The organism is Paenibacillus sp. FSL R7-0026 (assembly GCF_038004485.1).
GTDB lineage: Bacteria > Bacillota > Bacilli > Paenibacillales > Paenibacillaceae > Paenibacillus > Paenibacillus xylanexedens_A.
Map to the genome: position 1 here is coordinate 603,474 of NZ_JBBORG010000001.1, position 26,817 is coordinate 630,290.

The 26,817-nt window shown below is 45.6% G+C and carries 24 protein-coding genes; 17 read left to right on the forward strand and 7 right to left on the reverse strand.

Going from position 1 to position 26,817, the window contains the following annotated elements:
- Positions 1 to 16: 16 nt before the first annotated feature.
- From MKY44_RS02865 to MKY44_RS02880, 4 genes are all read left to right on the forward strand, one after another.
- Positions 17 to 1,375, forward strand: coding sequence for an insulinase family protein (locus MKY44_RS02865; protein ID WP_341005968.1), 1,359 nt, complete (start codon positions 17 to 19; stop codon positions 1,373 to 1,375).
- Positions 1,376 to 1,390: 15 nt separating this feature from the next.
- Positions 1,391 to 2,608: a M16 family metallopeptidase gene (locus MKY44_RS02870; RefSeq protein ID WP_341005969.1), complete on the forward strand. Its 1,218-nt coding sequence runs from the start codon at positions 1,391 to 1,393 to the stop codon at positions 2,606 to 2,608.
- 30 nt (positions 2,609 to 2,638) lie between these two features.
- Positions 2,639 to 3,394 (forward strand): 4'-phosphopantetheinyl transferase family protein, encoded by a 756-nt coding sequence (locus MKY44_RS02875; protein WP_341005970.1) that lies wholly within the window; start codon positions 2,639 to 2,641, stop codon positions 3,392 to 3,394.
- A gap of 124 nt (positions 3,395 to 3,518) precedes the next feature.
- Positions 3,519 to 5,330, forward strand: coding sequence for a S9 family peptidase (locus tag MKY44_RS02880; protein WP_341005971.1), 1,812 nt, complete (start codon positions 3,519 to 3,521; stop codon positions 5,328 to 5,330).
- 128 nt (positions 5,331 to 5,458) lie between these two features.
- Here MKY44_RS02880 and MKY44_RS02885 read toward each other — a convergent pair whose 3' ends face one another.
- The gene (locus tag MKY44_RS02885) at positions 5,459 to 6,493 is read right to left on the reverse strand and encodes a phosphotransferase family protein (RefSeq protein WP_341005972.1); all 1,035 of its coding nucleotides are present in this window, start codon (positions 6,491 to 6,493) and stop codon (positions 5,459 to 5,461) included.
- Positions 6,494 to 6,514: 21 nt separating this feature from the next.
- Complete coding sequence (locus tag MKY44_RS02890; RefSeq protein ID WP_341005973.1) at positions 6,515 to 7,489, reverse strand: SMI1/KNR4 family protein; 975 nt, start codon at positions 7,487 to 7,489, stop codon at positions 6,515 to 6,517.
- 212 nt (positions 7,490 to 7,701) lie between these two features.
- Here MKY44_RS02890 and MKY44_RS02895 point away from each other — a divergent pair, with 212 nt between their 5' ends.
- Both MKY44_RS02895 and MKY44_RS02900 read left to right on the forward strand, forming a co-directional pair.
- Positions 7,702 to 8,409 carry a hypothetical protein gene (locus MKY44_RS02895; protein ID WP_341005974.1) on the forward strand — a complete coding sequence of 236 codons (708 nt, stop codon included), beginning with the start codon at positions 7,702 to 7,704 and terminating at the stop codon, positions 8,407 to 8,409.
- Positions 8,384 to 8,764 carry a toxin-antitoxin system TumE family protein gene (locus MKY44_RS02900; RefSeq protein WP_341005975.1) on the forward strand — a complete coding sequence of 127 codons (381 nt, stop codon included), beginning with the start codon at positions 8,384 to 8,386 and terminating at the stop codon, positions 8,762 to 8,764. The genes MKY44_RS02895 and MKY44_RS02900 overlap by 26 nt, the downstream gene beginning before the upstream one ends.
- Positions 8,765 to 9,105: 341 nt before the next feature.
- Here the strand turns inward: MKY44_RS02900 and MKY44_RS02905 are convergent, their stop codons facing one another.
- Complete coding sequence (locus MKY44_RS02905; protein WP_036607380.1) at positions 9,106 to 10,137, reverse strand: ribonucleotide-diphosphate reductase subunit beta; 1,032 nt, start codon at positions 10,135 to 10,137, stop codon at positions 9,106 to 9,108.
- 209 nt (positions 10,138 to 10,346) lie between these two features.
- On the reverse strand, positions 10,347 to 12,665 hold the full coding sequence (locus tag MKY44_RS02910; protein WP_341005976.1) for a ribonucleoside-diphosphate reductase subunit alpha: 2,319 nt from the start codon (positions 12,663 to 12,665) through the stop codon (positions 10,347 to 10,349).
- Positions 12,666 to 13,438: 773 nt separating this feature from the next.
- On the opposite strand from MKY44_RS02910, the gene MKY44_RS02915 reads away from it, so the two are divergent.
- Positions 13,439 to 13,765, forward strand: a complete 327-nt coding sequence (locus MKY44_RS02915) for an MTH1187 family thiamine-binding protein (RefSeq protein ID WP_339786675.1) — start codon at positions 13,439 to 13,441, stop codon at positions 13,763 to 13,765.
- A 182-nt stretch (positions 13,766 to 13,947) separates the two neighbouring features.
- Here the strand turns inward: MKY44_RS02915 and MKY44_RS02920 are convergent, their stop codons facing one another.
- Positions 13,948 to 15,072: a PsbP-related protein gene (locus MKY44_RS02920; RefSeq protein WP_341005977.1), complete on the reverse strand. Its 1,125-nt coding sequence runs from the start codon at positions 15,070 to 15,072 to the stop codon at positions 13,948 to 13,950.
- A 447-nt stretch (positions 15,073 to 15,519) separates the two neighbouring features.
- On the opposite strand from MKY44_RS02920, the gene MKY44_RS02925 reads away from it, so the two are divergent.
- The 6 genes from MKY44_RS02925 (at position 15,520) to MKY44_RS02950 (ending at position 20,768) form a co-directional block, all read left to right on the forward strand.
- Positions 15,520 to 15,624: a hypothetical protein gene (locus MKY44_RS02925; RefSeq protein ID WP_017690880.1), complete on the forward strand. Its 105-nt coding sequence runs from the start codon at positions 15,520 to 15,522 to the stop codon at positions 15,622 to 15,624.
- 43 nt (positions 15,625 to 15,667) lie between these two features.
- Positions 15,668 to 15,775 carry a hypothetical protein gene (locus MKY44_RS02930; protein ID WP_017690879.1) on the forward strand — a complete coding sequence of 36 codons (108 nt, stop codon included), beginning with the start codon at positions 15,668 to 15,670 and terminating at the stop codon, positions 15,773 to 15,775.
- A gap of 262 nt (positions 15,776 to 16,037) precedes the next feature.
- A complete protein-coding gene (locus MKY44_RS02935) occupies positions 16,038 to 16,349 on the forward strand; it encodes a hypothetical protein (protein WP_017690878.1) in 312 nt (103 codons plus the stop codon).
- Between the two features lie 1,139 nt (positions 16,350 to 17,488).
- Positions 17,489 to 18,085 (forward strand): RNA polymerase sigma factor, encoded by a 597-nt coding sequence (locus MKY44_RS02940; RefSeq protein ID WP_341005978.1) that lies wholly within the window; start codon positions 17,489 to 17,491, stop codon positions 18,083 to 18,085.
- Entirely contained in the window at positions 18,082 to 19,065 is a 984-nt protein-coding gene (locus tag MKY44_RS02945; RefSeq protein ID WP_341005979.1) for an anti-sigma factor, read from the forward strand. Before MKY44_RS02940 ends, MKY44_RS02945 begins: the two co-directional genes overlap by 4 nt.
- Positions 19,066 to 19,256: 191 nt before the next feature.
- Positions 19,257 to 20,768, forward strand: coding sequence for an HD domain-containing phosphohydrolase (locus MKY44_RS02950; protein ID WP_341005980.1), 1,512 nt, complete (start codon positions 19,257 to 19,259; stop codon positions 20,766 to 20,768).
- A gap of 4 nt (positions 20,769 to 20,772) precedes the next feature.
- Here the strand turns inward: MKY44_RS02950 and MKY44_RS02955 are convergent, their stop codons facing one another.
- Positions 20,773 to 21,426 (reverse strand): phosphatase PAP2 family protein, encoded by a 654-nt coding sequence (locus MKY44_RS02955; protein WP_036607365.1) that lies wholly within the window; start codon positions 21,424 to 21,426, stop codon positions 20,773 to 20,775.
- A 240-nt stretch (positions 21,427 to 21,666) separates the two neighbouring features.
- On the opposite strand from MKY44_RS02955, the gene MKY44_RS02960 reads away from it, so the two are divergent.
- The 4 genes from MKY44_RS02960 (at position 21,667) to MKY44_RS02975 (ending at position 25,789) form a co-directional block, all read left to right on the forward strand.
- Positions 21,667 to 23,082 (forward strand): sensor histidine kinase, encoded by a 1,416-nt coding sequence (locus MKY44_RS02960; protein ID WP_341005981.1) that lies wholly within the window; start codon positions 21,667 to 21,669, stop codon positions 23,080 to 23,082.
- A gap of 208 nt (positions 23,083 to 23,290) precedes the next feature.
- Entirely contained in the window at positions 23,291 to 24,448 is a 1,158-nt protein-coding gene (locus MKY44_RS02965) for an MFS transporter (protein WP_341005982.1), read from the forward strand.
- A gap of 161 nt (positions 24,449 to 24,609) precedes the next feature.
- A complete protein-coding gene (locus MKY44_RS02970) occupies positions 24,610 to 25,266 on the forward strand; it encodes an oxidoreductase (RefSeq protein WP_445670670.1) in 657 nt (218 codons plus the stop codon).
- A 148-nt stretch (positions 25,267 to 25,414) separates the two neighbouring features.
- A complete protein-coding gene (locus tag MKY44_RS02975) occupies positions 25,415 to 25,789 on the forward strand; it encodes a RidA family protein (RefSeq protein WP_017690870.1) in 375 nt (124 codons plus the stop codon).
- A 112-nt stretch (positions 25,790 to 25,901) separates the two neighbouring features.
- Here MKY44_RS02975 and MKY44_RS02980 read toward each other — a convergent pair whose 3' ends face one another.
- Complete coding sequence (locus tag MKY44_RS02980; protein WP_341005984.1) at positions 25,902 to 26,660, reverse strand: tryptophan-rich sensory protein; 759 nt, start codon at positions 26,658 to 26,660, stop codon at positions 25,902 to 25,904.
- Between the last annotated feature and the right edge of the window lie 157 nt (positions 26,661 to 26,817).

Here is a 26,817-nt window from a genome sequence, read left to right on the forward strand (position 1 = left end):
AGAGGAGGGGCGAAAGATGCGGTCCTTTACTACTGAGAGGCGTAACAATCTGTCGGTGCATGTGCTGCCAACACAACAATATGCCAATTATTACGTACAGATTAATCTGATCAATGCACAGCAAAACATACCCTCAGCTATATTTGTCATGATAGTCCGTTTGTTAATGAACAGCTGTCGTCGCTTTCCATCGAACAGGCTACTCCAGCAACAGTTATGGTCCCTGTATGGTGCAGACCTGACCTGTCGTTTTGATTACAAAGGCGATACTCAGATTGCCTCAATCACGATGCGCATACCTCGTATAACAGAAGATAAGTTAATAACTGGAACGCAGATGGAAGCCATACATAGCGCTGTGCAATTACTCGCAGGCTTGTTATATGACCCAGCGGTTGATGATCATGGCATGTTCGATGAGATGCAAGTACAGGATGAAATGGCTTGGACTGAACATCATATCGCGCATGATGGAACGGATTGGGACAAGGTGGTGCAGAGCCGTTGTCTGGAATGGATGGGATATGAAGGGCAGAACCGTCAATTGGCTCTGGATGAACTACGGCATTGTGTCATATCTCATGAGTTGTGTCGGCACTATCAGGCATTGATCCAAATTCCGATCCATGTTCATGTTCTTGGCGATATCCATCCTGGGCGAATTATGGATATGATCTGGGAACAATTTGAATGTGGGAACAGGGAAGTGTTCAAACGCTGTTGTTCGGAGAGGGAATCAGAACTACACCCAATCAACACACAATATCCAGGAGAGGAAGAAGTAGAGGGGCGACAAGGTAATCCTGCCGAGCAGCGGGAGGCTGAAGCCATGATGATGGAACTGTTGGACATTCAACAGTGCAAGATCAATGTTACTTATAGTACAGGTATTCGATATGGCTCTGCTTTATATCCGGCTTTGTTTGTATTCCATACCTTATTTGGAGCGACACCCGCGTCCCGGTTGCAGGTTGAATTACGTGAACGTTCCCAGTTGGTATATCAAGTTACCAGCACATTGGATGATTTTCGGGAAAAGCTTCACATTACAACGGGCACCAGCAGTGCTAACGTGACGGATGTTCTCGAAGGAATCGATATGGAATGGAAGAGAATCTGTGATGGAGATGTATCCGAGAGGGAGTTATATACCGCTGTGCAGAATGTGATGCATTATGTTCAGGTCGGATTCGATCTGCCACATCAGGTCATTACAAATCATATGGATCAGGTGTTGAGCGAAAGTCAGATGACGACTGTACAATTCCTTGAAGAAATAGCAGAAGTAACTCCTGAAAAGGTGGCTTCCGTTGCTACCGAGTTGAGGAAAGAAGTCACATGGATTCTGTACCCTGAGAGTGAATATTCCGCATAGTACAGGAGGGAAATCATGAGTAGTACCACATTAAATTCATGTGTCTGCAAGCGTTTATCCAACGGCCTGAACGTGAGTATACTGCCACAACCCAAATATAGTCATACATTTGTATCCTGTTCTGTACCCTATGGGTCCATTCACGATATTACGCTTGCGGGTACGGCACATTTCCTCGAACACATGATGTTTTATAATCCCGATGGTCAGTCCGTCAAATCACTTCTTCATGCCGAAGGGGCCTCAACGTCAGCGTTGACGCGTTATGATGTAACGACGTACCAACTTGCTTGTACAGGCAATCTAAGGAACAGCATTCAACTTTTTATGAATATGATTGCAACCCCCTACTTCACGAAAAGAAACATTGAGCGTGAGCGGGCGGCGATTCATCAGGAACTGGAAATGTACAAGGATCAACCCTCCTGGCTGGCTCTTCAGCAATTGTTGCAGATGATGTATGGTAACGACCATCCAATCACACAGGATGTTGCGGGTACACCGGAGAGTATTGCCGATATTACCGTAGAATGGTTAAGCAATGCCTATACAAGTCATTATACGGCTTCTCGAATGTCTGTGGCAGTAGTGGGTCCTGTTGAACCGACGGAGATATTCGAATGGTTAGAGAACTTTTCGATGGATCAACCCAAGGTCATATCCCATACTCCATTCATTCAGCCGTTGCAGGAACAGGACGAGACTTATAAGGAAATGAATGGTGGATCTTCAATACCTCTTGTCCGGTTTGGCTTTCAGGAAGAGAGGCCGGTTACGCAATTGGAGACTCAAGTTGCAACCATGATTGGTATCGAAGCCCTTCTAGGAGAGACTTCAACATTCTTCACAGAGAGTGTGAAGTCAGGTTTGCTCGGGAAGGGGAGTCATTGGGATCACTATTACAGGCAGGAATTTGCTTTCTCCAATGTCTGTGGGTATTCCGTTGATCCCGTTGAATTACATCAACGAGTTAAGGAAGAATGCAGTCGCATTCAGGACCGTATGCTCTCTTCCGAAGATATACGCTATGCTCGGATGAAGTGGATCAGTAATCACTATGCAGATATGGATTCATTGAAAAAACGTTGCATGCACATCTCTGAATATGGCGTAATCGGGCTGGATTACATGCAAATGAGCGAATGTGCTATGAAACTGACGGATGAGGAGATCGGAATCCACCTAAAACGTATAGCGAAACCGAGTCATCTGAGGATGTCCGTTGTTCGTTGAGCAAGAAGAGTAGGGAGAGGGGGTGACCTTGTGAGACCTGCAGTTACAGGATGGAAGGAATCCGCTGCGGTTCATTTTGTGGCAAATGAAGTACATATCTGGACGCAGCCTCTTCCGCACAAGGGAGAGGATTTTTTGTCAAGGTTGGATATAGACACCTGTGTACTGAGCCAGGATGAAATTGAACGTGTACAGAGAAAACAGAAACAATCCATGCATGATGCTCAAAAGTTGGTTATGTCGCGTACATTTCTGAGAGAAGTATTGGCAATGTACACGGGTCAATTAGCGTCAGATATTTATATTGAATATGGGGCTTCAGGCAAACCCTATGTTCAGAGCGGACCACAGTTTAACCTTTCTCATACCGAAGGATGTTGTGTACTGGCATTAGCGGATCATACAGAACTGGGAATCGATCTTGAGTATGTACGTCCTTTGCTGCAGATGAGCGCGGTGATCAGGCGATTTTTGACGGAAGATGAGAAGTGTTATGTACTGGATCACAGGGAGGAGGAACAGGTAATGATCCGGCGTGTTTGGCAAGTACTCACACAAAAAGAGGCTTGGATTAAGGCGTGTGGTCAATCTCTGTCCGGACAGTGGCGAAAACTGAATACGATGGGAGAAGGGTTAGATGGGCATCACGTTGTGGAACGGGAAGGGCAACATTATAATTTGCAGTCTTTGAACGTAGGTCCGAATTACTCCGCCACCTTATGCACTACAGGGAAGACAAGACCACTTGTACGCTGGATGAATGTTGCTGATGATAAACAAAGCTAGGGATAATTTTAATTTATAACTCACATATCTATTGTCTAAACATTGGCATTACCTATAATATGGACAAATGGTACCTTAATTTACCAATGTTAAATTCATTGGTTCAATTCCAAGGAGGTTTGTCATGATTCAGTTCCCTAAACCGGATGTCGAGCAATATTTTCAGACGTACCGTATTTCGCATTTTGCCGTATCGGCAGACGAGAAACGTTTGTTCATGGACAGCAATCTGAACGGTCAGCCGAATATTTGGGCGATGGATTTGCCTGGAGGATACCCGTATCCTTTAACGTACTTGAATCAGAGCAGTCAATTTATCAAAGCAGACCCGCAGGGGCGTCATCTTCTTACCGCGTTTGATCGGGATGGAGATGAGAACTATCATCTATATGCACTCCCACCCGAGGGTGGTGTTCCACTGCCTGTGGTTCCGGCGGAACCGAATGATCGCTGTTATTTCGCTGAGTTGTCCGAGGATGGACAGCGTCTCTATTATGTTACCAGCGCGGGTAATCCGAATTATCTGAATTCACGCCGCATCGATCTGGAGACAGGGGAAGATGAACTGTTATACAGTGGAGAAGAGGTTACGAGCAGCCTGTTTGCTGTAAGTCCTGACGAGAAGAGTTATGTCATTTTAAAAATGTACTCCAATACGTATCAGACGGCGCATCTGTATCGTAACAATGAAGAAATGGTGATTCTGCCAGCTTCAGAACGTTATAGTCAGGTATCTGATCTGATTTTTGCAGATGATAATCGTCTTCTGTTCATAACCAATGATGACTCCGCATACGCCTATGTGGCTGAATACCGTATCGATACCCGTGAATTCCGCTTATTGTGCAGAATCGAAGGGGAAGATGTGGAGTTCATCCGCTGGCATCAGGCTTCCGAGACCTTATATTTCTGGACACTTACAGGGCCAGAGAATCGTATGTACGTATTGGGCAAAAATGCCGATGAGCCTCGGCGCATAGAGATGCCGCTGGATACGATAGAGCAGGTGAACGTTACGAAGGCTGGCAATGTGTATATCCTCGGACGTGGAGCGATCCAACCGCATAATATTTATCGTAAAATAGCAGGTGCTGAGTCCTGGGAGCCGCTGACTGCCAATCGGGTAACCGGACTGGACCCAAGTGATCTCGTGTACCCTGACGTTATTCAGTATAACTCCTACGACGGACTGGAGATTGAAGCTCTCTTGTTCAAAGCAAAACCAGAGCAGGCCAATGGCTACACCGTATTTTGGCCTCATGGTGGGCCGCAAGCATCCGAAGCAAAGTTTTTTCGGCCGATGTTTCAGATGATGCTCGCTCAGGGCTATCATATTTTTGCACCGAATTTTCGGGGCAGTACCGGGTATGGTGCGGAATTCGTCAAATTGGTTGAACGTGATTGGGGTGAGGGCCCAAGGCTGGACTGTGTTGCCGGGATCAACTGGCTGTTTGATCAGGGAATTACCTCGCCGGAGCGGTTGTTTGTGGTAGGTGGAAGTTATGGGGGATATATGACCCTGTTATTGGCAGGGCGCCATCCGGAGCTGTTCCGGGCAGCGGTCGATATTTTTGGGCCAAGTAACCTGTTCACATTCCTGGAATCCGTACCGGAAGACTGGAAGCCGATGATGGATAACTGGCTGGGTGATCCGGTCCGTGACCGCGAACGTTTAACGAAGGATTCACCGATTACGTATCTCGATCAGATGGTTAACCCAATGCTGGTCATCCAGGGTGCTAATGATCCAAGAGTCGTGAAGGCCGAATCCGATCAGATCGTGGCCGCGCTCCAGTCCAAGGGAATTGATGTGGAATACATCGTTCTGGATGATGAGGGTCATGGCTTCTCCAGGAAAACAAACGAGATTCTTGTGTACCGCCGGATGCTGGAGTTTTTGCAGAAACATCAGGAATCACCCGTTGCACAAACTTAAGTTGAGAGATTCCATCGTTGACTGAAATATAGTGAGATGAGGAAAACCGCCAAAGATCAAGGATGATCTCTGGCGGTTTTATGCGTGCGCCCGCATGTTGGGCGATATATATGGAACGATACATTCTACTAATCTAACAATGCGACAATCGAATTGATGGACTGCTGCGCCCACTGTGCAAAAGGCAGGTCGGCTGCCCACGTCACTTGTCCTGTCGCTTTGGCTTCCCCCCACCACAAGATACGTTGATAGAGCAGATGCATGCGGAGACGTGTGCGGAAGTGTTGGCATTTCTCCTCATCTGCTGCACAGACCAGATCCCGGTAGCAGCGAAGGAACTGTGCGGCCAGTTCTGGTTGACCCTCATGAACATACCTGGTGGATATTTTGGTGAGGTCGGCTGTTCCGTCTCCGAAATAGGCCGTTGTAAAATCGAACAAACCACTAATCTGCCACCCTGAAGAACGGTCATTCGGATTTTGAATCAGAATATTCTCGACCTTGAAGTCTCCCATGACAAAACACGGAACAGCTTTGGACCGAAATGCCGGTTCAGCATTCTTGAATTGCTCGTCCACCCACTGAACATCTTCATCCGTAATCACCGAGTACTGTTCAGCATCATGTAACCAGTGACGAATGGTTCCGTACAACCAGTCCAGATAATCGCCTGCAAAGGAAACAATCTGCTGCGCTACAGGATCATATTCCCCGGCATCAGGCACCTTCCAGCGGTGCAGTTCAGCCAAAGTATGGGCAAACATACAGGCAATCTCTTCCTGATCTTGCTGTGACAGCGAAGCCTGGAATGCTGGATCATACAGGTGATTCCCGGGCAGGCGTGGCATTATGGCATAACTCCAGCCTAGCAGATGGGTATCTTCGTGTAATAAATATGGATCAGGGACAGGAATGGACGTATGTTTTGCCAGTTGTTCTACAAAGAACTTTTCTTCCTGTAACTGTCCTGCATATAAAGGATTGCCTTTCAGAATATACTCTCCACGGGAAGAGCGAATGAGCAGTGTCTGACCCATAACACCTTTATCTGTTCGTCGATAATCTTTAAGAGTTCCCAGATCAAGCTCATTCAGCGCATCCTGCAATGAAACTGCGGCCACTTCGCCAAGTTGATTGGAACCAAAATATATACGGGTTGTCATATGGCCGGACCCTCCTGGGTTTTAGTCCTCATTCTCTTCGTCAGACAGGTCATACGTATCCTCATCGACCAATCCACGGATGAAAGCTTCAAAATTCGGCGCAAGATATGTAATCTCATAATCATTTTCCTGATCCACATGAACTACACAGGGTTCACCTTCAGGGCCGCAGAAGCGATAATCCAGCATAACAACATCATGACCAGCGGATGGACAATCACAGATCACAATCCCTAGGTCGGGGTATCCCCAATCTTCGATCATGAACCGACTTCCCAGCTCACCAGCGAGTGCGTATATTTTATCGTGTCCGATCCCCATAATGCTTGAAATGGCAATGTGATCCTCAGCCCAGGAAGTCGCTTCTTTGGTGGGAAATACAGTGAGCGCAGGGATACCGCCGTTTTGCGTATTCATCAGTTGGATATAGGATGCGGGTAGCTTGTAACCCAATTCTTTCTCAATAGTCACAATCTCTTCTTCATCAAAAGGTTCTGATACATGATTGTCCTGTGCATAATCACTCTGCACCCAGAACGTTGCAGGATCATAAGTCCCTGAAGCGGCTCTTAGATGGTTCTGTGTACCGCTCTGCTCGAATGCGGCAAGCTCCTCTTCATGACGCTGGCGATCTCGACGCATCTTGTCCGCTTCGGGACGAACCTGACGAAGGAATTCCAAGGTAGATTCATCGTGCGGCAAGAGTTCGTCCGCTCTCTCAAAAGCCAGTAGTGCCTGTTCATAACTCGCTATATGACAGTATGCATAACCCAGACGGTATTGCCAGAGCGGGTCGCTTACCCCTTGCTCCTGGACAGACAACAGATGTTGAACGGCTTCGCGGTAGCGTGCGTCATTGTTATAGGCTCTGGCGAGTTGACCAATCAGATCATAATCCCGCTCTGAGACGGGGATTCGTTCAATATGTTCAATAATGAGACTGAATTGGTCCTGCTCATGCCACAAGTTGATTTGTTCCAGCAGTTCTCTTTCCATGAATAGGCCTCACTTCCGTAGGAGGGGTATGAATCTCTTTCATTATATAATAAGTGTGTGTTGGTTGGAGAATGTATAAATCAAGCTCTTCGTAGCATACTGTTTAAGTATACTTTAAGTTTAATCTATAAAGTTTAAGTTATGTTTAACTTTGTTTAAGTATTATGTTGAAAGTTAAACTTTACTATCCTATACTAGGAGTGTGAGGTGAGATGGATATGGGAATCACAAGAGTTGAGAAGAATATATTTAGTCAGAACACGGATGAGATTGCTTCTGAGTTAGTTCAGAGCTTGAGTAATTCGGATAATAGTATTTTACTGTTCAAAGTGCTGGCACTTGCAGTCAAAAATAATGCTGAATTTGTCCGTAGCCTGGATGAATCTATCTTTGAAGATGCTGATATTTTTAGAGAGAAGTATGTTGCTCTTCTCAAACACGCGTTAAGTCAAGCAGTGGATGTACCGACAGGAATTACAGACAGTGGTGTTCCTTTTATTGGAGCTGTACGTTCTTATACTCCTAAAGAATTATCTGTATTTTTTGGAGTGAGTATTACGACGATTTTCAACTGGATTGATCAAGGCCGTTTTATGGGGATTCAAAGAGCCGGGTCCAACAAACATAATCTCATCCCAGATGATACTACATATGTGTATGGATTAGGTAAGAGAACGACGATTAAAGAGATTGTGACTATGTGGAAAAAGGAAGAGGCAGAACATCAATCCACAATAGAAGCCAGTGACCTGGATTACCATACAGGGCAAATTGCTCTATATGAAGATAAATACAAAGGGGAATTCGAACGGACACTCGGAACTAAATTGAACTTAACACCTGAAGAAGAAACCGATGCACAAGTTTGGAAACACCATTTGGGGAGGCAGCGTCTTGGCTTTAAAGATACCGAAAAGTAATTTTCGTTTTATTGAGAATGATTTTTCAGATATTATTATGGAGATTCGAGATGGTGCCCAAGGTCTTCCAAGCAGTGCTAGAACTATTCGTAAAACAATTGTCTTTAATGATTTATCGAAGATGTACTGTGTAGAGGAGATAGATCGAAACGGGGGATTCATCGAGTTATATTGGTATGATTGGTATGATGATCAAAAAGAGTTGATTATGAAATTCCATGCTCATTATCATCCTGATGAAACACCTGCTAATATCACGATGTATGACCCGGTTCATATTCATACGGCAAATGAAAGAAGATTAAATAATGAAAAATTTCAAGAATTATATACGTTTCTTGAATTTTTAGATTAAGAAATATCTCTATTAAATTATAATAGTTCAACGCTGATAGGATGTTTGTACATACGAATTAAACAACACTCCCTGATCTTAGGCATTATAGCCACAGTTCAGGGAGTGTTGTTTTTATTTATAGTTTATGTGATTAAAACGATATGAATTGAACTAATCATTTACACAAAACGGAGAGGACAGAAAGAACTTGAAAAAGCGCAGCGTTCGCCTTTATCACCGGATTTTCCCTTGAGAAAGGGAATCAAAAAATCTGGGGATAACAGCGATTGGAAAGTTGTTCTGTCATCGTAGTATCAGTGTAAATAATTTTCAGTTTAATTCGATATGGAGAATCTTTATTACAAATCGTCAAATCCGTTATCGTCGCCAACTTTACCGTAGTTACGGGATTTAGCTTCGAAGAAGTCGGTTTTGGTTGCATTTAGTGCTTCATCGGAGAATGGCTTAATCCAAGGCATGCAGTTTACATCCACACCTTCATATGCTTTCTCCATACCCATCAGACGCAGACGTTTGTTGGCGATGTACTTGATGTAATCTTCCAACTCGTTCAGGTCAATGCCGCGCACGTTGCTGAGTGTGTAATGTGCCCAGTTGGTTTCAAGCTCAACGGCACGATGGATTGTTGTGTATACGTAGTCCATGTTCTCAGGTGTGTTCAGTTCAGGGAAGTCCACCAGCAACTGTTTGTACACTTCAGCGAAGAAGTAACAATGTTGGTTTTCATCCCGCTGGATATACGAGATCATCTGGCTGGTTGCCATCATTTTCTGGTCACGGGCCAGGTTGTAGAAGAAGGCAAACGTACTATAGAAGAAGATACCTTCGAGTACCAGATCGGCTACCATGGCCTGGAAGAACGTCTGTGGAGACGGCTCGTCCCGGAATGTTTGGTAAATGTCTGCGATGAAACGGTTACGGTCAAGCAGGACAGGATCATGTTTCCAGTATTCAAAAATTTCCTTTTGCTCCCGATCAGATACGATCGAAGACAGGACGTAGGAGTACGATTGGTTATGAACGACTTCCTGTTGTCCGATAATGGCCGAGATCGCTTCGAGTGAAGAATCAGTAAAGTAACGTTTTACGTCACCAACAAACATCGTCTGCATGGAATCAAGTACCGCGAGCAGAGAGATGTTGATTTTAAACGTACGTTGCTCTTCCTCGTCCAGTTGAGCAAACTGGGAAGCATCTTTGGACATTGGAATCTCGTCTGCGATCCAGTGGTTGAGCAATAGTACTTTGTACAATTTGTACATATGTGGCATGCGAATGTCGTTCCAGTTCAGGATACCGGAGCATTCACCTTCAATAATACGGGTTGATTGGTTAGGGGCTTCGGTGTTAAAAATTTTCTGTACTTGCATTGTTCCGTTCACTCCTTGAAATTTCATAATGTTCTGACGACAGAACTTTGGGAAATCATCTATATCAACATCTTGCGATGCTGTGATCGTGTTTTAGGCAAAAAAGAACCAGGGCAACGCCATTTTGCAATCAAAACAGGATGCCCTGGTGGTCACCTCGAATCTAGTAAATCTTCTCTACCATGGATAAAGCGTAACTTGCGCAAAAATCAAGATTCTTCAATCGTTAATGCACGGCTACGAACATAATAAGTTGATTTCATGCCGGCTCTCCAGGCGTGCAGATGCAATTCCAGGAATTCTGTTGCTTTAATATCTGGTCGAACGTAGAAGTTGAAACTTTGTCCCTGATCGACGTGGCGCTGACGGGCAGCCGCCATATTAATAGAAGCATGTTGGTCCACCTGGAACGCCGTTTGGTAATAAGGGCTTGTTTTTTCGGACAGATCCGGAGCCGGATTGGCAATTTTGTAAGTTGTTTTCTCTTCATAAGATAACAGCTCATAGAGCGGATCAATACTAGCCGTTGAACCGGCAATAATGGACGTGGAACCGTTAGGTGCAATGGCGAACAACCAGGCATTACGTACACCGTTTTGTCGTACTTCGGCTTGCAGTTCTTTCCACTGTTCGGTTGTCACGAACTCGCCTACGCGCTCACCTGATGTGTACTCGCGTTGGTCAAAGTAATGACCACTTTCCCAATCGGAACCTTTGAATTTAGGATAATGCCCTTTTTCTTTGGACAGCTCCATACTGGATTTCACGAGCAGGTAGTTAATTTTTTCATACAGATTATCGTTATACGTTACAGCTTCGTCAGACTCCCAATGAATGCCTTCGAGAGCAAGCAAGTGGTGAAGTCCAAACGTTCCCAGACCGACTGCGCGATATTGGCTGTTGGTATATTGGGCTTGCAACACTTCAATGTTGTTAATGTCGATAACGTTGTCCAGCATGCGCACCTGAATCGGAACGAGACGCTCCAATACATTATGAGGAATAGCACGTGCCAGATGGATGGAGTTCAGGTTGCAGACAACAAAGTCGCCAGGCACTTTGGAAATCACGATGCGAGTTTGTCCATCCTTGGTTACGAGTTCTTCCTTTTCAATTACAGTGGCAGACTGGTTCTGCATAATTTCGGTACACAGGTTGGAGGAGTATACCATACCGTGTGCACGGTTAGGATTCGAGCGGTTAACCGTATCCCGGTAGAACATGTATGGCGTACCTGTCTCCAGTTGGGATTTAAGTACACGCTTCATGATGTCAATCGCCTGTACTGTAATCCGGGACAGCAGTGGGTGATTCACCGCTTCTTCGTATTTATCACGGAACGCACCTTCACCAAAGGACTCATCATAGAAATCTTCCAGTCCGAGTGCACGACCATTCTCGTCCTTCCAGCCCATCACTTTCTTTGTTTCGTGCGGACAGAACAGGCTCCATTCGCCACGGGTGGATACCCGCTCCATGAACAAGTCAGGCAGACAGATGCCGTGGAATACGTCATGCGCACGCATACGCTCGTCACCGTTGTTCAGCTTCAGATCGAGGAAGGCCAGAATGTCTTTGTGGAAAACGTCCAGGTACACGGCAATGGCACCTTTCCGCGTACCGAGCTGGTCTACGCTGACCGCTGTATTGTTCAGTTGGCGAATCCAAGGGATTACACCGGAACTTGTATTTTGATGACCACGGATATCCGAACCACGAGCTCTGACTTTGCCGAGGTAAACGCCGATGCCGCCACCCATTTTGCTCAGACGAGCTACATCCGTGTTGGAATCAAAGATACCTTCGAGTGAGTCGTCTACCGTATCAATGAAGCAGCTGGAGAGTTGACCGGCTACTTTTTTACCTGCATTGGACATCGTAGGAGTAGCTGCGGTCATGTACATGTTGCTCATTGCCCAGTATGCTTCCTTGACGAGATCCATACGTTTCTCGGCAGGCTCTTGGTGCATTAGGAACATGGCGATAACCATATAACGCTCTTGCGGCAATTCCATTACTTTTCCATCAAAATCGTGAGCGAGGTAACGTTCTGCCAGTGTGAGCAAGCCGATGTAATCGAAGAGCAGATCGTTGCGGTAGTCAATGCACTCAGCAAGTTCGTCGATCTGTTCTTTGGTGTAACATTCCAGCAATTCTTCGCGGTAGATACCTTTCTTCACGAGATCTACAAGAAGAGGATGGAATGCGCCATAAGGTTCGTCCGGGTAAGACTTGTATCTGCGGTTGGTAGCCGCTTTTTTGTACAGGGAAGTGAGCAGGGAGCGTGCCGCTGCAAATTTCCAATTAGGCTCCTCTTTAGTTACCAGTTCCAGTGCGCTCATGATAAAAGCGTTGCTGATTTCGTCTCCGGTAACTTCATCACGGCGGAGCTTGCTGTTTACCCCACGTACCAGACGTTCCTTGTCCAGCATTTCCAGTCCTTCCAGAGTACGGTCGGCATATACCGAGATGCGCATATTATCAAAGGCAAGCTGGCGGTTGTTCGGCTTGGTCACAACTTGTGGCATGAATATTCCTCGCTTTCGCATGTTTAAGAGATAAATTGGAGAAATTCTTTATATAAAGAATTGAGTGTTGTCTTACGGTGAGAAAAAGGTAAAGGTTGCTTTTGGCAGACTGAAACGGCGTTGACAAGTTCATGTCTTAAATCGCTCAACTTGAGGAGCACAAAACAGCACAATGCAGAACATGCTCATATAAAAAGCATTCTCCCGCCTCGCGGCTGAAAATGCCCATGGATGCTCTGGCTTCCTTACTGTCTTAGAGGTTCAGGATATCGACAGAAAAGGGTGCTTATGTAAGCTTTGGTCTATTGCAGATGTGCCTGTAGTTTGAGGATACCGGATGCAGTCCAAACAGCCCCGTTAACCTCCATGTCAACTCTGTTTCGAGAAAGCGATTTACACCTACAGGGACGTGCCTTTGGAGGTGATTTCATCCTGTTTTTCGCGAGAATGCAGAAGGTGACTAATAGAAGCGGAGAAATCTAGTGTTACTACATTTTGTAGCTGTCAACATACTGTAACCCAACATATTGTGTTTGTAAAGTGGGCCGATACAGTAAAACGTAATTCCGAGTATACCATTTAAGCCAGGAATCCGCAAAGGAAAAGGACTGGAAGATTTGAAGATTTATCAAAAAAAATTTTTGACCAATTTGAATGACGTCTTCACGTCAGTTTGAATTGTAACGCATTCAACTGGTAGAATAAAAATAGTCAAAAATCGACTAAAATTAGCGGCAGCGGTTGTTCACGGGGCCCAGAGGAGGCGGAGCAAAATGGCAATAGCAGAAGTGACTGTAATTCCAATCGGAACGGGTACAACCAGTCTAAGCAGTTATGTGGCGGACATGCAAAAGGTATTGGAACATCAACGGGGCATTACATATCAGTTAACTTCCATGAGCACCATTATTGAGGGACCGCTTAACGAGATCTTTACAGCAATTGCGGCTCTGCATGAAGCACCGTTTTTGTCAGGAGCTCAGCGTGTTTCCACATCCGTCAAAATTGACGACCGTCGTGATAAACCGGATGCCTCAAGTATACAGAAGTTACAATCGGTTCAGGATAAACTTTCGTCACTTCAGGCAAGACCTAATTAATGGTTTAGTATAAACATCCGTATATACGGTTATTCGGTATGTTATAAGTCATTAATTAAAGGTTAAATTGTGTCTGTATGTGTAGTTAACGTGAATTTCTGACATCTATAAACAGAAAGACAAAAAAGACCAGCTTAACGTTCGTTAAGCTGGTCTTTTTGTATACTCATTTAACATTTTAATTAATCTGCAACTACCAATGAGGCTCCAATCAAAGTGGCGTTGGTGTAACCACCGCCAACATTTTCAAAAGAGAAGTTGGTAATTGGCGCACCGATAACCGTGGCATAATCACCATCAAGCAAATCTCCGGTCGTTGCAGGATATAGCGCTATAATATCGTTTCCGTTCTCATCCATGACATGAACGATAGAGAAAGTTGCTCCGAGAGAGCTATCTTCTTCAACGGAAATGACTTCCCCGTTAACTTGTACGAAAGTATTGTAATAGTTGGCTACATTTTTATTCAGATGACGGGTCGTTACATTGGAGTCAACGAGCCCTTGTACCTTTTTGCTTAGTTCTGCCGTAATGGCCGGGAATACATCGTTATGTTTACCAAAGAAATCATAAGATGCCTGCTCCATAAAGGCTGTGTCTTCTGTAATGTACGGAGTTAACTCATTAAAGAAATCGGCAGCTGATGCCGTAACAGATGAATTTCCAGTCGTTGCAGTTGGTGCTGTTTGCTCCAGAGAAGCAGTAATGCTTAGGGAATCAAGGATATCTTTGATCTCATCCTGATTGTAAGTATCCTTGGCGTAGGTTAACGTCATGGTGTAGAGTTCTGTATTGGTCGGAATCAGATACTGCACAAGGATAACATCTGTACCCGAGGAATGCTTATAGGCTCCTTCCAAGACACCAGCGCTATATTCTTTATAAGGCTTGTTTGTGTAGCTGGTTTTTTTATAATCGGAAATGCCGATGCTTGAACCGCTTTGTGTGTAATAATCCACTATATTATTGGCGTATTCTTCAGGATTAATTGAACCGGTTGAGCTGGCCTCAATCGTCAGATTCATATTATCTGCAAATGTGACTGATGAAGATTGGTCTGAAAAAGCAGCTTTAATGGATGGAGCATTCATTTGACTTGTATCTACGCTTTTCCAGGATTCAGGATATGCAAAAGAAAATCCTTCTCCACTATATGTAGTGTATTTCGTAGCTTTTGCTTCTGTTGAGACAGTTTCAGTTGCTTTGGATGCTTCGGACGTTTGGCTATTGGTTGTTGTGTTTGTTTCTGAATTACCACAAGCAGTAAGCAATGTGGCTAATGCCAAAATCGTAATAAGTTTCTTCATTATGTCTAATTTCTCCTAATGTGCTTCCCATCGGTTGGGATTTTTTCTAAGGTCATCATTTCGTTTGGGATAATCTAGTTTAGGTGGCGGGGATGGAAACTCCTTTCTATTTTATTAGTAAAATAATAACATAAATAAAGATTTCAGTATTCATAATTACTAAAAAGGTAATTTATCTGTATTTAACAAGTTAAAAGCTAATAATATACCGTATGGGTATCCATTTTGAACGATAATACATACATTTGGTTGATATAACCGTGGGATTTATTTATGAATTAAACATATATATGAACATAACATGCCGACTTAAGAACTAACCCTTTATGTAGGGGCAATTAACGAATAGTCGGTGGGAAAAAAACAGCCCATTTTCGACCTGAGCCCGGTCCCATGTGTGATTGGTGCATATAGTGAACTGTACCTCAAATCAAAGGAGGGGTTTACATGAGTGGAGTAGTAGGTGGATACGGTGGCGCATGGACATCGACTGGCGCGATCTTGGTTCTCTTTATCTTGTTGGTCATCATCTCTAAAGCATTCTTGATCTAATAAACCGCTTGGACCCTAATATATTTGTAAAGGAGGGTTCTGCATGAGCAACGTAGTTGAAGGCGTAGGATACGGCGGCTGGACATCGACTGGAGCAATCCTGGTTCTGTTCATTCTTCTCGTAATCATCACTAAATCTTTCTGGGTATAATATGGCGAGCTCTGCCGGGCAACCGGTGGGGTTTTTTTCTAGAGGACAAGCATGGTGGAGAGCCAGGAAGATAAGATAGCTTGTGGTTGAACGGAAGAATTGGTGGAATTCAAGTAATGGAAGGATGGAGTATGCTTCGAAAATGGGGAAGGTACCTCATGGCTAAACGCCCATTTTGTCAAAATGAGGGCGATAGCCCGGTCCAGAGGTAGGCTGAATACATAGCTTAGGGGTGTAGGCAAATGTTAAGGAGGAATGAACAATGAGCGAAGTAAAACCGAATTCACCGAACGGACAGGGACACGTATACGGACATATGGGAGGTTATGAGCATATGCAAGGATACCAATACACAGGTCATGAAATGCATGGGTATGGATATGGTTGTGGAACAATGCCAATGGGATATGGCTATGGATACGGACACCATGCCAATCAGGCTCCAATGATGCACGGTTATCAACAGGGTTGTGGAGTATCCTATGGTCATGGCGGCGGAAGCTGGGGTTCCATGGGTACGATCCTCGTACTGTTCATCTTGCTGGTCATCATCTCCAAAACGATGTTTATCTAAGTATTTGTGAGTGCAAAGAGACTTTGCTGATCGTGGATCTTTACAGGAGGTGCTCCAAATAAACTCCGAGTTTGAGTTCCATGTTGGGGCATAACGTACCTATGATTCAGAAAGGGACAGCGTAGGACTTCATCCTGCGGTGTCCCTTTTTTATTAGAAGTGAAGGAGCGTTGGGATTACTTTCTATAACGAACTCCACAGACGCTATTCCATGCATTTTTGCCATTTCACAAGTTTAACGAATCGTAGACGTCTTATTATCTGAATCTGGGCATGTTTAGAGCCTATATTTATGAAGTGACATGGATTAACGTGGCTGAGATTCGTTAGATTTTACATAACATAGAAATCCTCAATATAAGGTGTGCAGGATTCGTTAGCGTCTGGTGAGCGTAAACATTTGTTTTATAAGCCGGGGTTATTTGCACAATTAGAAAAGTAAGAAGTAAGAAGTAAGAAGTAAGAAGTAAGAAGTAAGGAAGTATCGAGGAGTGCAGTCAGTGGGAGAATGGAAAAGTTTTAAAAGTAGAGCCGAATTTATCTGGTTAGTCTGAAAAGTGGAATGAAGACTTTCTTTAATGATGGGGAGGCCGATGGTTCTGTAGGTGTAGCTAAATTGGATATGTAGACATGGATAAACACCCGGAACCCAATTCCGGGTGCTTTGTGTATGTTTTCAATCTTCTCAAGAATAAGTGATATCCAAAACAACAAAAGCCCTACCTCTCTTTTGTCCTTGCGGCTCCGATGACCGCGCCAGTGTGAATGGGAACATCTTGTGAAACTCTGTACTACCGGGTTATTGTGATTCAGGTTCTTCAATCTTCATAGGTTAAATGTGCTTAAAATTCGCTGCGGTCGCAGCATGAAGAAAATATTCCGGGGTTTAAAGAAGACAGAAATCATATGAGGTTGTTTAATACAACTCTTATAGTATACCACAGGTTGTAATTTTCTGCAATAAAAAGGAAAGCGCGACCAGAGCAACATGGTTTCGGACTGTTTTTATGTTAGAAAGTGAAAGGTTAGTTTGAAAAGATACAGAAAATTTTTCAGAGTATTTCTTCATAGGGGTAATCCTCTTCAAAAGATTCTGCGTAGGTTATAATAAGAGGGAAGAAACAGAAAGGGGCCCTCGCATGACTGAATCGATGGAGGACAGCAGGTTAATGCGGCAGATCGCGGAACGTGATGCCTCCGCACTGGAGCTTTTATATGACCGTTATGAGCGAGCGGTGTATTCTTTTGCCTACAGGATCGTTGGTGATCCCATGACGGCAGAAGAGACCGTTCAGGAACTTTTTATGCGGGTCTGGAATAATGCTGAACGTTACGATGCCTCACAGGGGAAGCTGACCACATGGATGTTTGCGATTACGCGTAACATTGCAGTGGACATGCTGAGGCGGAAATCAAAAGGGGCAGCGACTACTTCAGTTGAACACGAGACACTGGCGGCCTATGCCGATGAAGATACAAACACGGAAGAAGAAGTGCAGCGTAAATGGGAAGGTACCCGGATTAAAGAGGCGTTGTCCCAATTGAACGGTGATCAGCAACAAGTTATAGAATCGATTTATTATGCGGGATTAACCCAGCAGGAAGTATCCAGCCGATTCGGGATTCCGCTGGGTACAGTAAAGAGCCGTGTCAGGCTTGCCATGCGACAGCTCCAAAAGTTGCTGGCCGATGCTGAATTGCATCCGGACGCGGGAAGGGAGGGCATACATCCATGATAGAACGACATGAGGAGTGGTCTGATCTGGCACCGATGTATGTGCTGGGCGGACTGGAAGCAGAGGAAGTGGCGGCGTTTGAAGCGCATATGGCAACTTGCGAACCTTGCCGCCAGGAGGTAAGGGAATTGCAGGAAGTGACTGGCTTCCTGCCACTTGCGGCGGAACCTGTAGCACCGCCGCAAGGCATGCGAGCACGTGTGCTGGGCAACGTGCTCGGACATGCGCAGGAGAGCGCCGAGGCGAAGCCAGCGGCTGCTCCTGCAGAGCCTGAAGCACCCGTGGTGCTTCAGGAGGACCTTGCGCCGCAGCACAAACGTGCGGCGCAGCCCGGGCCAGGCCTGCCGCCGGTAACGGCGGTGCCTGCGGCCCGGGTGGAAGAGGCTGCCCAGGCACAGCCATGGCAGCCACAAGCGCGCGCGCGTGCGCGCAGCAGCAGCGCCTGGCGCATAGCCAGTGCCGGCCTTGCGGCCGCGGCACTGTTACTGGGCGTGTACACGGCGCAGCTGCGGAGCCAGATCGACTCGCTGACGCAGCAAGCGGCGGGCTCGTCGGCTACGCAAGAGCAACTGGTGCAGGCACAGGCGCAGAATGCACAGCTGCAAGAGCAGCTGGCATCAGCTCTGAAGCCCGCACAGGGCATGCAGACTGGCGAGGCAGTGAAGCTGAATCCTGCAACGCAGGACATTGTAGCTCAGGGTCTCGCAACCATCGTTATTGACAGCAAAGGCACTCACCTGGTTGTGCAGGCTGAGAACCTGCCGAACCTGGAAGGCAAAGAGGCTTTTCAGGTCTGGTTGATCAAAGGAGATACCCCTCAGAATGCGGGTACTTTCCTTAGTCGTGACGGAACGGGAGCAGTATACTACACATTGGATTCGGCCAACGACTATGATACGGTTGCCATCACGCTTGAACCGGATGCAATGGGAGATGAGCCGCGCGGTACAATGATTCTGGCTGCCAAGATTAAAGGATAAATATAGGATATATCACCAAAGGCTGCTCCGTCGTGGAGCAGCCTTTTTGTGTTTTCCAGTTCTGGTGCCCACCCATTGGATTTTATTAATTTTTTTAGTCGGAGCAACCGATAAACAAATAGAAGGCAATACCCTTAATCTCCCTGTGTCTCAAGGGAGAACTGGTTGCACATAGAGAGTGAGGGGTTCAGTTGGAAGCATACCGTTCATTTATCTTTCGCCTGATACGCAATTATCTGATCGGTTCACTGGCAGCTGTTTTTGTTGTCGGTACAGTAGTTATGGTATCTACTCTGCAAATACCCAATATTCAATTTGTTCGACTCATCTTCATTGTACTGATTTCACTCTTGTTCATGCTGGTTGCAGAATTAATTACGCTGTGGGTACAGCTTGGCCCCATAAGACAATTTTTCACTTCCGAGCATCACGAGAGAGACGAATTGAACCACATGTATGAGAAAATTCATCGTTTCCCGGGACAGACCATATATCGGATCATGGGTCCGCACATGCTTGGTTTCTCAATCCCGGCAGCCGGATTAACAATATGGATGATATCCACAGGGTGGCTTGAATTTCCTTACTTCTATACTGTCGTGGCCGCTGCTTGTGCCTTTCTGATTGCCATCATGCATGCGCTGATTGAGTATTACCTAACGGTGCGGGCGATTAGACCCCTGTTACTTGAGATTCGACATCGAGGCAAAGTCCAATACGGGATGGAACCTTCACTGGGAGGGCGCATCCTGGTATCGATCCAGCGTAAATTTCAGCTAAGTACGGCACTGATTGGCTTATTTCCTCTATTTCTATTTTTCCTGGCTACATATATCCGACTTCAGTATATGGACAGTGAATTTGCGAAAGAGTACATACTGTGGGGAATTCTCATCGTTGTTCTGGGCGCGGGGTTTGCGCTGGTGGGAAGCTGGCTGTTGATTCGTGATGTTCGTGATCCAGTTGCTGAACTGACGCATGAGATGAACCGAATTCAGGGGGGAGATCTTGGCAGACGAGCTCCGGATCTATATGCGGATGAGTTTTCGGCACTGATCTCCGGCTTTAATATGATGATTAATCGGTTGGAGATGAGACAGGAACGCAATCGACAGCTGTTGCAAAGTTATTTTTCTACACTGGCTGCTGCTTTAGACGCCCGAGATAAGTACACGGCAGGGCATTCCATGCGTGTGGCAGAGTATTCGCTGATGATTGGCAAGTTGAGCGGAATGAATGAGGAACAGGCGGATTTATTGTACAAATCAGCCCTGCTTCATGATATCGGGAAAATCGGCATACCTGATGAGGTACTGCTGAAGGATGGAAAACTAAGCGATGAGGAATTCGCCATTATTCGCACACATCCCGTGCAGGGAGAGAGTATTTTGTTACAGATAGAGCCTATTGATGCCATGGCCGATTTTCTGCCAGGTGTACGATCTCACCATGAGAGATATGATGGCAAAGGATACCCGGATGGGATGGCTGGTGATGATATTCCCCTTTTTGGCCGCATCATTGCGGTAGCGGATGCCTTTGATGCCATGACGTCTGATCGACCCTATCGGAATGGGATGAGTCACGAGAAAGCGCTAACGATTTTGGAAGAAGGAAAAGGGACCCAATGGGACCCCTATTTTGCAGGTTTGTTTATTGATGAATGGAGACGACAACATCATCTTCAGAAACCATCGAAGTGAGGGATCAGCTGATCCCCTCTGTCCACTTCGATTCTTTTCTGCGTCTCCGGTGAAGAGCGAGGCCTGTTATGATGGTGAGAACACATTCGCCGAGTATGACTGCACCCAAGGCGTCATAGATCACATGTTGTTTGATCATTAGCGTGGATACTATAATAGTTGCTGCCCCGGCGGCCACCAAAATCTTGATGGGTTTGCGGATGCTTGGAACCGAGAGAACAGCACGCATAACCAGATAAGAGTGAAGAGAATGAATGCTTGGAAAACAATTATAAGGACGATCCTGGCTATAGAGCCATCCGAGAACAGATGCTCCCAGGCCTGTACCCGTCAGTTCCGGGCGCGGTACCATGGTCTGAAAGTTGAAGTATATCAGATAACATATCCAGACACAGATATTCATGGATAACAAGACACGGTAATACGTCAGGCGATCCTTGGCACATAGGTAAGCGAGCACACCGAATACAAACGGGTACCAGCCCAAATATGGAATGGACATGCCAGGCACGTAGGGAATGATCCGGTCGAGCGGTGAATCAAGAACTACGAACCCGCGTTCCGGACTATTAAGAATATCATAGAAGAGCCCCATGACGGCCAAAGACAGCATTAAACTCAATGACAGCCAATAGGATTTGCTTTTTAACAATTGCACAACATCTTTCTCCTTTCATTCATGCTCCCTAGGAGCATGACCCCAGCAAATAACTAATTCAAATTTAAACAACAATATATTCTACTACGACCAGCGCACAAATTGAATCCTGATTTGTGTATTTTTGTGTATTTTTTTGACGAAGAAGGAATGCCGAAGTTTCAATGGGCATGATATGATAGAGACACATACGGACGAAGGCACTTTGGCCAGTAAAGTCGGTACAACAGGAGTGAGTGAATGCAATTTTCAAAAATGTTCGTATTGAATATGGGGATGCTTATTACCATTGCATATCTTGCTAGTGTGTTCTATAAATATGTCGTAATACGTACCTCTTCCCGAGTGAAGCAGATCAGCTCTGTGCTTGTCCTTATATTTGCAGGTTGGATCAGTACGGTTTTTGGGTTTCAACTCACCGATGAAGTGGTCTTTGATCTTCGTTATGTTCCTTTAATTGTTGCCGTTCTAACGTATAGACAACCCTATAGCGTAATTATCGTGGGTATTGGAATTGGGCTGTCGAGGCTGACTTTTGGCATCACGGATGCTACATTGGCGGCAGTACTTAACATGTCTGTTTTGGGCGTGATATGTGCAGGTCTGAATATATGGATGAGACGCAGCAACTACAGGCTGATTATTAAAGGAATCCTTGTTACAGTTATCGTCAATGTGGTCAATAGTGTAAACATTGCTATCGTTGGTGTGATCCCGGCTACATACTTCTTTTCACATATTATGCCTTATACACTCCCTACAGGCATTTTGCTGAGCCTTATTTTTGCATTTATTTTACGTGATTTTCAGAATGAACAGAATCGTATTTTGCTGATCCAGAGTACAAACCGGCTTTTATCTGTGCAAAAGGAAGAGTTACAGAAAGCTCAGATTGTACTGGAGGATCGAGCGAAACAATTGATGATTGCCTCACAGTACAAATCCGAATTTCTCGCCAATATGTCCCATGAACTGCGTACACCACTGAACAGTGTCATTAACTTTGCCCAGATGATCAGCGAGAATGCCGACACGATGGATCAGGAGGATATTATACGTTTTGCCAATATGATCGACCACTCCGGGCAGGAACTGCTCACGCTCATTAACGATATTCTGGATCTTTCCAAAGTAGAAGCGGGGCGGCTGGATATTGTACTGGAGGATATCAGTGTCGCACAACTTACAGAAGATGCCATGAGCCACTTTCAGCTTGTTGCCGAGAAAAAAGGTATTCAGTTGGTTCTGGACAAAAAACAGGGACTGCCCGAGACGCTCTGGTCTGATCCCCAGCGGGTTCAACAGATTTTGCGGAATCTGATGTCCAATGCCATCAAGTTCACTCACCGGGGGAAGGTCACGCTGACCGTAAGCACCAAGCAGATTAAGAATGCAGGTATTCAGAATCGATGGCTTATTTTCTCCGTTCAGGACACAGGCATTGGCATTGCTGAGGACAAGCATCATTCCATATTTGAAGCATTTCAGCAGGCTGACGGGTCGATTAGTCGAAAATTTGGCGGTACCGGACTAGGCCTGTCGATCAGTCGGGATTTAGCGAGATTACTGGGGGGATCGATTGAACTTGAGAGCACTGAAGGTAAAGGAAGCACCTTCCATCTCTATCTCCCGTTGGACCGTGAAAAAATGAGTTGACAACCTTCGCGCCGTGAGTAGAATTTGGGATGACAACTAGCATCGACCGGCTTTTGAGACCCGGTCTAAGGAGTGTATCCCCATACAGAAGACGGTCAACGTTAACCCTCCCCCGTTAGCAAGCAAACCACGGCGCAAGGGTTCGACACAACGCACGAATTTATCGATTGCAACATGGGAGGGTGTACCGGCAATTATTTTACAGACATTGCTGGGAGGCCCATTTTTAACCGGATTTCTGTTGTATCTTGGGGCCGGGTCGAGACATATCGGCTTTGTGCTTGCGATTACGACGTTTGTAAACATTGCCCAGATCGGAGCAGCTTACTGGATGCAGCGTATTCGCAGCCGTAAACGCATGCTGCTGTTATTTGTGGGCACACATCGCATCTTGTGGAGTGCAACGGGACTGATCCCGTTTATATTCCCCAAAGAGTGGTGGGTAAGTGTATATATTGGCGTGTATACGGTTGCTTTTATATCAAATACCATCGGCGGTATGATCTGGACTTCACTGATTGGCGATATCGTACCTGCTAAGGTGAGAGGGCGTTATTTTGGAATTCGAAATACGATTCTGAATGCTCTTGGAAGCGTATGCTTATTCGCAGGCGGTATAGTTTTGGACCGTTACCCCGGAGAAATGGGCTTTCTGATCCTGTTTATTCCGGTGTGGATCTGTGCCATTGCCAATACAGTCATTTATTTCTTCTATCCGGACGTTCCCTTTGAACGTTCTACCGAAAAGGTTTTCTGGCGCATGTTTATCAAGCCGTTCCAGGATCGTTCTTTCCTGAAAGCAACGCTGTTCCTGGCTTCATGGTTATTGATCCAGACCTTGATTGTTCCGCTTTATTCCTATGTTATGCTCGATCTATTGAACATCAATTATCAGACGGTATCCCTGATTACGGTAGTCCAGACGCTGGTTATGATGGCCGGTTTTTATGTCTGGGGCAATCTGAATGCCAGATTCAGCAACAAAACCCTCCTATTTTGGACATTGCCAGTCATTGCACTCTCCTGTCTGTCGTGGGGTTTAATGTCGTTCATGCCCGTATTGATCGCACTATTTTTATCTCATATCTTCCTTGGGATCGGTGTAGGTGGATTCAATCAGCTGGCATTTAACTTTACAATTGGAGACACGCCCAAAAGTGAAAGACCGATGTTTGTCGCGGTGTATTCGGCTCTGACCGGAGTCACTTCGTTTCTTGGGCCGTTGTTGGGTGGCTGGTTGTATGAAAAGATGGAAACCTGGTCCGATGCGCTGGCCTGGATCTCAGCCTATGGATTTCAGGTGGGGGTTGGTGTCGTGATGCTGATTCTGACATTTACCCTTGGACGTCGTGTACTGTTAAAATAGAAACGATATAATTTCAACTAATGAATATTTACACGGGCACTTCGATGACAGAACAACCTTGTACCTTGTAAATGTTTAGATTGATCATATGTATCTGGTATGACTTCAAAAAAAGATGGCGAAGTGGAGGGATGTAATTGAATCGTCTCGAACGGAAAGCCATGGTGATTGGAGCCACGGGGCTTGTAGGCGAATTACTGGTTCATAATCTGCTGGAGCACCCGGCATACAGCCTGGTTCGTGTTCTGGTTAGACGTCCGCTTGAGTTGCAACATCCCAAACTGGAACAGCATGTAGTGGACTGGGAACAGTTGGAGAGCCAAGACCACTTATTCGATGGAATCGATGACCTGTACTGTTGTTTGGGTACAACGATCAAAAAAGCAGGCAGTCAGGACAATTTCCGTCAGGTGGATTATCATTACCCGGTTCGTGCAGCTACGATTGCGAAGCAACATGGTGTAGTACAGATGCTTGTGATCTCCTCCATGGGAGCGAGCGCAGGTTCCCGAGTCTTTTACAGTCGGACCAAGGGGGAAATGGAGGATGCATTGTCCGATATCGGTTTTCCGTCATTGCATATCTTCCGCCCGTCCTTAATTCTGGGAGATCGAAACGAGAAGCGGTTTGGTGAGCAGATGGCTGCCCATGCCATGAAGTTTCTGGATCGCTGGATGAAAGGCAGAGCGGACAAATACCGGGCGGTCCACGCCGCAACCATTGCACAGGCCATGACCAATATTGCGATGGTGCAAGCCAAGGGAAACCATGTGTATCCGAATGATGTCATTCATGTCCTTGGTGTGGACGGGGGCTAAGAAACCTTTGAACGAGCTGTTTACTTTATGTGGCTAGTTAGGAGCGTTTCTCGCTTGAGGTAGATCGTGGTATAATAGGCAACAAAAATGAGTTCGAACCCTGACTCCATGCGGCAGCAGGATAACGAACATGAAGGAGAACTCGTCCATGAAAAAACCAATCTCTACCGATCAGGCGCCAGGCGCCATTGGTCCATACAGTCAAGCCGTTGATGCAGGCGATTTCATCTACACTTCCGGACAGCTTGGTCTGAATCCCCAAACAGGAGAGTTCGGCGCAGATGTACAGGAGCAGACACGTCTGTCTTTGAGCAATGTGAAGGCTATCCTTGAAGCAGCAGGTACAAGTATGGATAAAATCGTGAAAACGACGGTGTTCCTAAAAGACATGAACGATTTTGTTCCTGTGAATGAAGTGTATAGCACGTTCTTCGAACAGCCCTATCCTGCACGCAGTGCAGTAGAAGTTGCTCGTTTGCCAAAAGATGCACTGGTAGAGATTGAAGTCATTGCCCTGAAATAGGACAACCTTCATTCGCTAAGGTATACATAAAAAGCCGATTTCAGGTCGAATGACCAGAATCGGCTTTTTGCATTTTTGCGTTACATTTAAGCGCTATATAGAAGGGGGAATTTCAATCACGATCCTGATTACGGGCGAAGAACAACCATACCGCGTAGATGGCCAGTAAGATCGCAATGATGATTGCCGTATAATATACGGAAGTGACATCCTTTTGTTTAAGTGCAATGGCGATATACGCCCATGTGAATACAAGTGGGTATATGCTATCGCGATAACGGAAGCTAACGAGTACAGCCAGCACCATACCCACAATCAGCATAATGATCGTCCAGGTTGGTTCGCTGATACCAAAACCATCCCAGCCTATTTTATATAACAGCACCGCTGCATTGACAATGGTTGCCACGCTAATCCATCCAAGATAAATGCTGAATGGCAGCTTCACAAGCCAGATCTCAGCAGTGGTCGGAACCGTAATGGTACGTGTTTTTACATATAGAACGATCAGAGACAACAGAAGCAGTACAATGATTAGTAAAGCGAGACCGGTCTGCAAGTTTTGAAAAGCAAAAATCCAGGCTACATTGAAGGCACAGCTTGCCAGAAACCAGTACCCTAGACGGGTAATCGAATCCCTTTTCCAAGAAACTGGCACGAACTGATAGATCACGAACCCTGCTAATAGCAGGTAGATCAGACCCCATATAGAGAAGGCATAGCCTGAAGGTGTGAGCAGCACAGGGTACATATCCGATACTTCTTTGTTGGTCTTGCCTCCGATTGGCAGAGCGTTGGAAAGGTAGTTCACGATAATTACAGCGATAAAACCAATGGCGTTTAACCACTTGTACGGATTGTTACGTGACATTGTGTTTCCTCCTTGGTTTAACGAAATGAATGAACCACGGGTCAGTCTACAATGAATATACCCAGTTCTTGCACATTCTAATAACAGCCGCAAAAAATTCACAAGTTGATCTTTCAGATCATTGCGCTCAGCCGCTATGTTGGAACGGTACTCTGTC

What these genes read in the sequence shown, in the direction of transcription:
- MKY44_RS02865 (WP_341005968.1), top strand. Translation starts at nt 17, where the DNA reads ATGCGGTCCTTTACTACTGAGAGGCGTAACAATCTGTCGGTGCATGTG.
- MKY44_RS02870 (WP_341005969.1), top strand. Translation starts at nt 1,391, where the DNA reads ATGAGTAGTACCACATTAAATTCATGTGTCTGCAAGCGTTTATCCAAC.
- MKY44_RS02880 (WP_341005971.1), top strand. Translation starts at nt 3,519, where the DNA reads ATGATTCAGTTCCCTAAACCGGATGTCGAGCAATATTTTCAGACGTAC.
- MKY44_RS02885 (WP_341005972.1), bottom strand. Translation starts at nt 6,493, where the DNA reads ATGACAACCCGTATATATTTTGGTTCCAATCAACTTGGCGAAGTGGCC.
- MKY44_RS02890 (WP_341005973.1), bottom strand. Translation starts at nt 7,489, where the DNA reads ATGGAAAGAGAACTGCTGGAACAAATCAACTTGTGGCATGAGCAGGAC.
- MKY44_RS02895 (WP_341005974.1), top strand. Translation starts at nt 7,702, where the DNA reads ATGGATATGGGAATCACAAGAGTTGAGAAGAATATATTTAGTCAGAAC.
- MKY44_RS02905 (WP_036607380.1), bottom strand. Translation starts at nt 10,137, where the DNA reads ATGCAAGTACAGAAAATTTTTAACACCGAAGCCCCTAACCAATCAACC.
- MKY44_RS02910 (WP_341005976.1), bottom strand. Translation starts at nt 12,665, where the DNA reads ATGCCACAAGTTGTGACCAAGCCGAACAACCGCCAGCTTGCCTTTGAT.
- MKY44_RS02915 (WP_339786675.1), top strand. Translation starts at nt 13,439, where the DNA reads ATGGCAATAGCAGAAGTGACTGTAATTCCAATCGGAACGGGTACAACC.
- MKY44_RS02920 (WP_341005977.1), bottom strand. Translation starts at nt 15,072, where the DNA reads ATGAAGAAACTTATTACGATTTTGGCATTAGCCACATTGCTTACTGCT.
- MKY44_RS02925 (WP_017690880.1), top strand. Translation starts at nt 15,520, where the DNA reads ATGAGTGGAGTAGTAGGTGGATACGGTGGCGCATGGACATCGACTGGC.
- MKY44_RS02930 (WP_017690879.1), top strand. Translation starts at nt 15,668, where the DNA reads ATGAGCAACGTAGTTGAAGGCGTAGGATACGGCGGCTGGACATCGACT.
- MKY44_RS02935 (WP_017690878.1), top strand. Translation starts at nt 16,038, where the DNA reads ATGAGCGAAGTAAAACCGAATTCACCGAACGGACAGGGACACGTATAC.
- MKY44_RS02940 (WP_341005978.1), top strand. Translation starts at nt 17,489, where the DNA reads ATGACTGAATCGATGGAGGACAGCAGGTTAATGCGGCAGATCGCGGAA.
- MKY44_RS02945 (WP_341005979.1), top strand. Translation starts at nt 18,082, where the DNA reads ATGATAGAACGACATGAGGAGTGGTCTGATCTGGCACCGATGTATGTG.
- MKY44_RS02960 (WP_341005981.1), top strand. Translation starts at nt 21,667, where the DNA reads ATGCAATTTTCAAAAATGTTCGTATTGAATATGGGGATGCTTATTACC.
- MKY44_RS02970 (WP_445670670.1), top strand. Translation starts at nt 24,610, where the DNA reads ATGGTGATTGGAGCCACGGGGCTTGTAGGCGAATTACTGGTTCATAAT.
- MKY44_RS02975 (WP_017690870.1), top strand. Translation starts at nt 25,415, where the DNA reads ATGAAAAAACCAATCTCTACCGATCAGGCGCCAGGCGCCATTGGTCCA.
- MKY44_RS02980 (WP_341005984.1), bottom strand. Translation starts at nt 26,660, where the DNA reads ATGTCACGTAACAATCCGTACAAGTGGTTAAACGCCATTGGTTTTATC.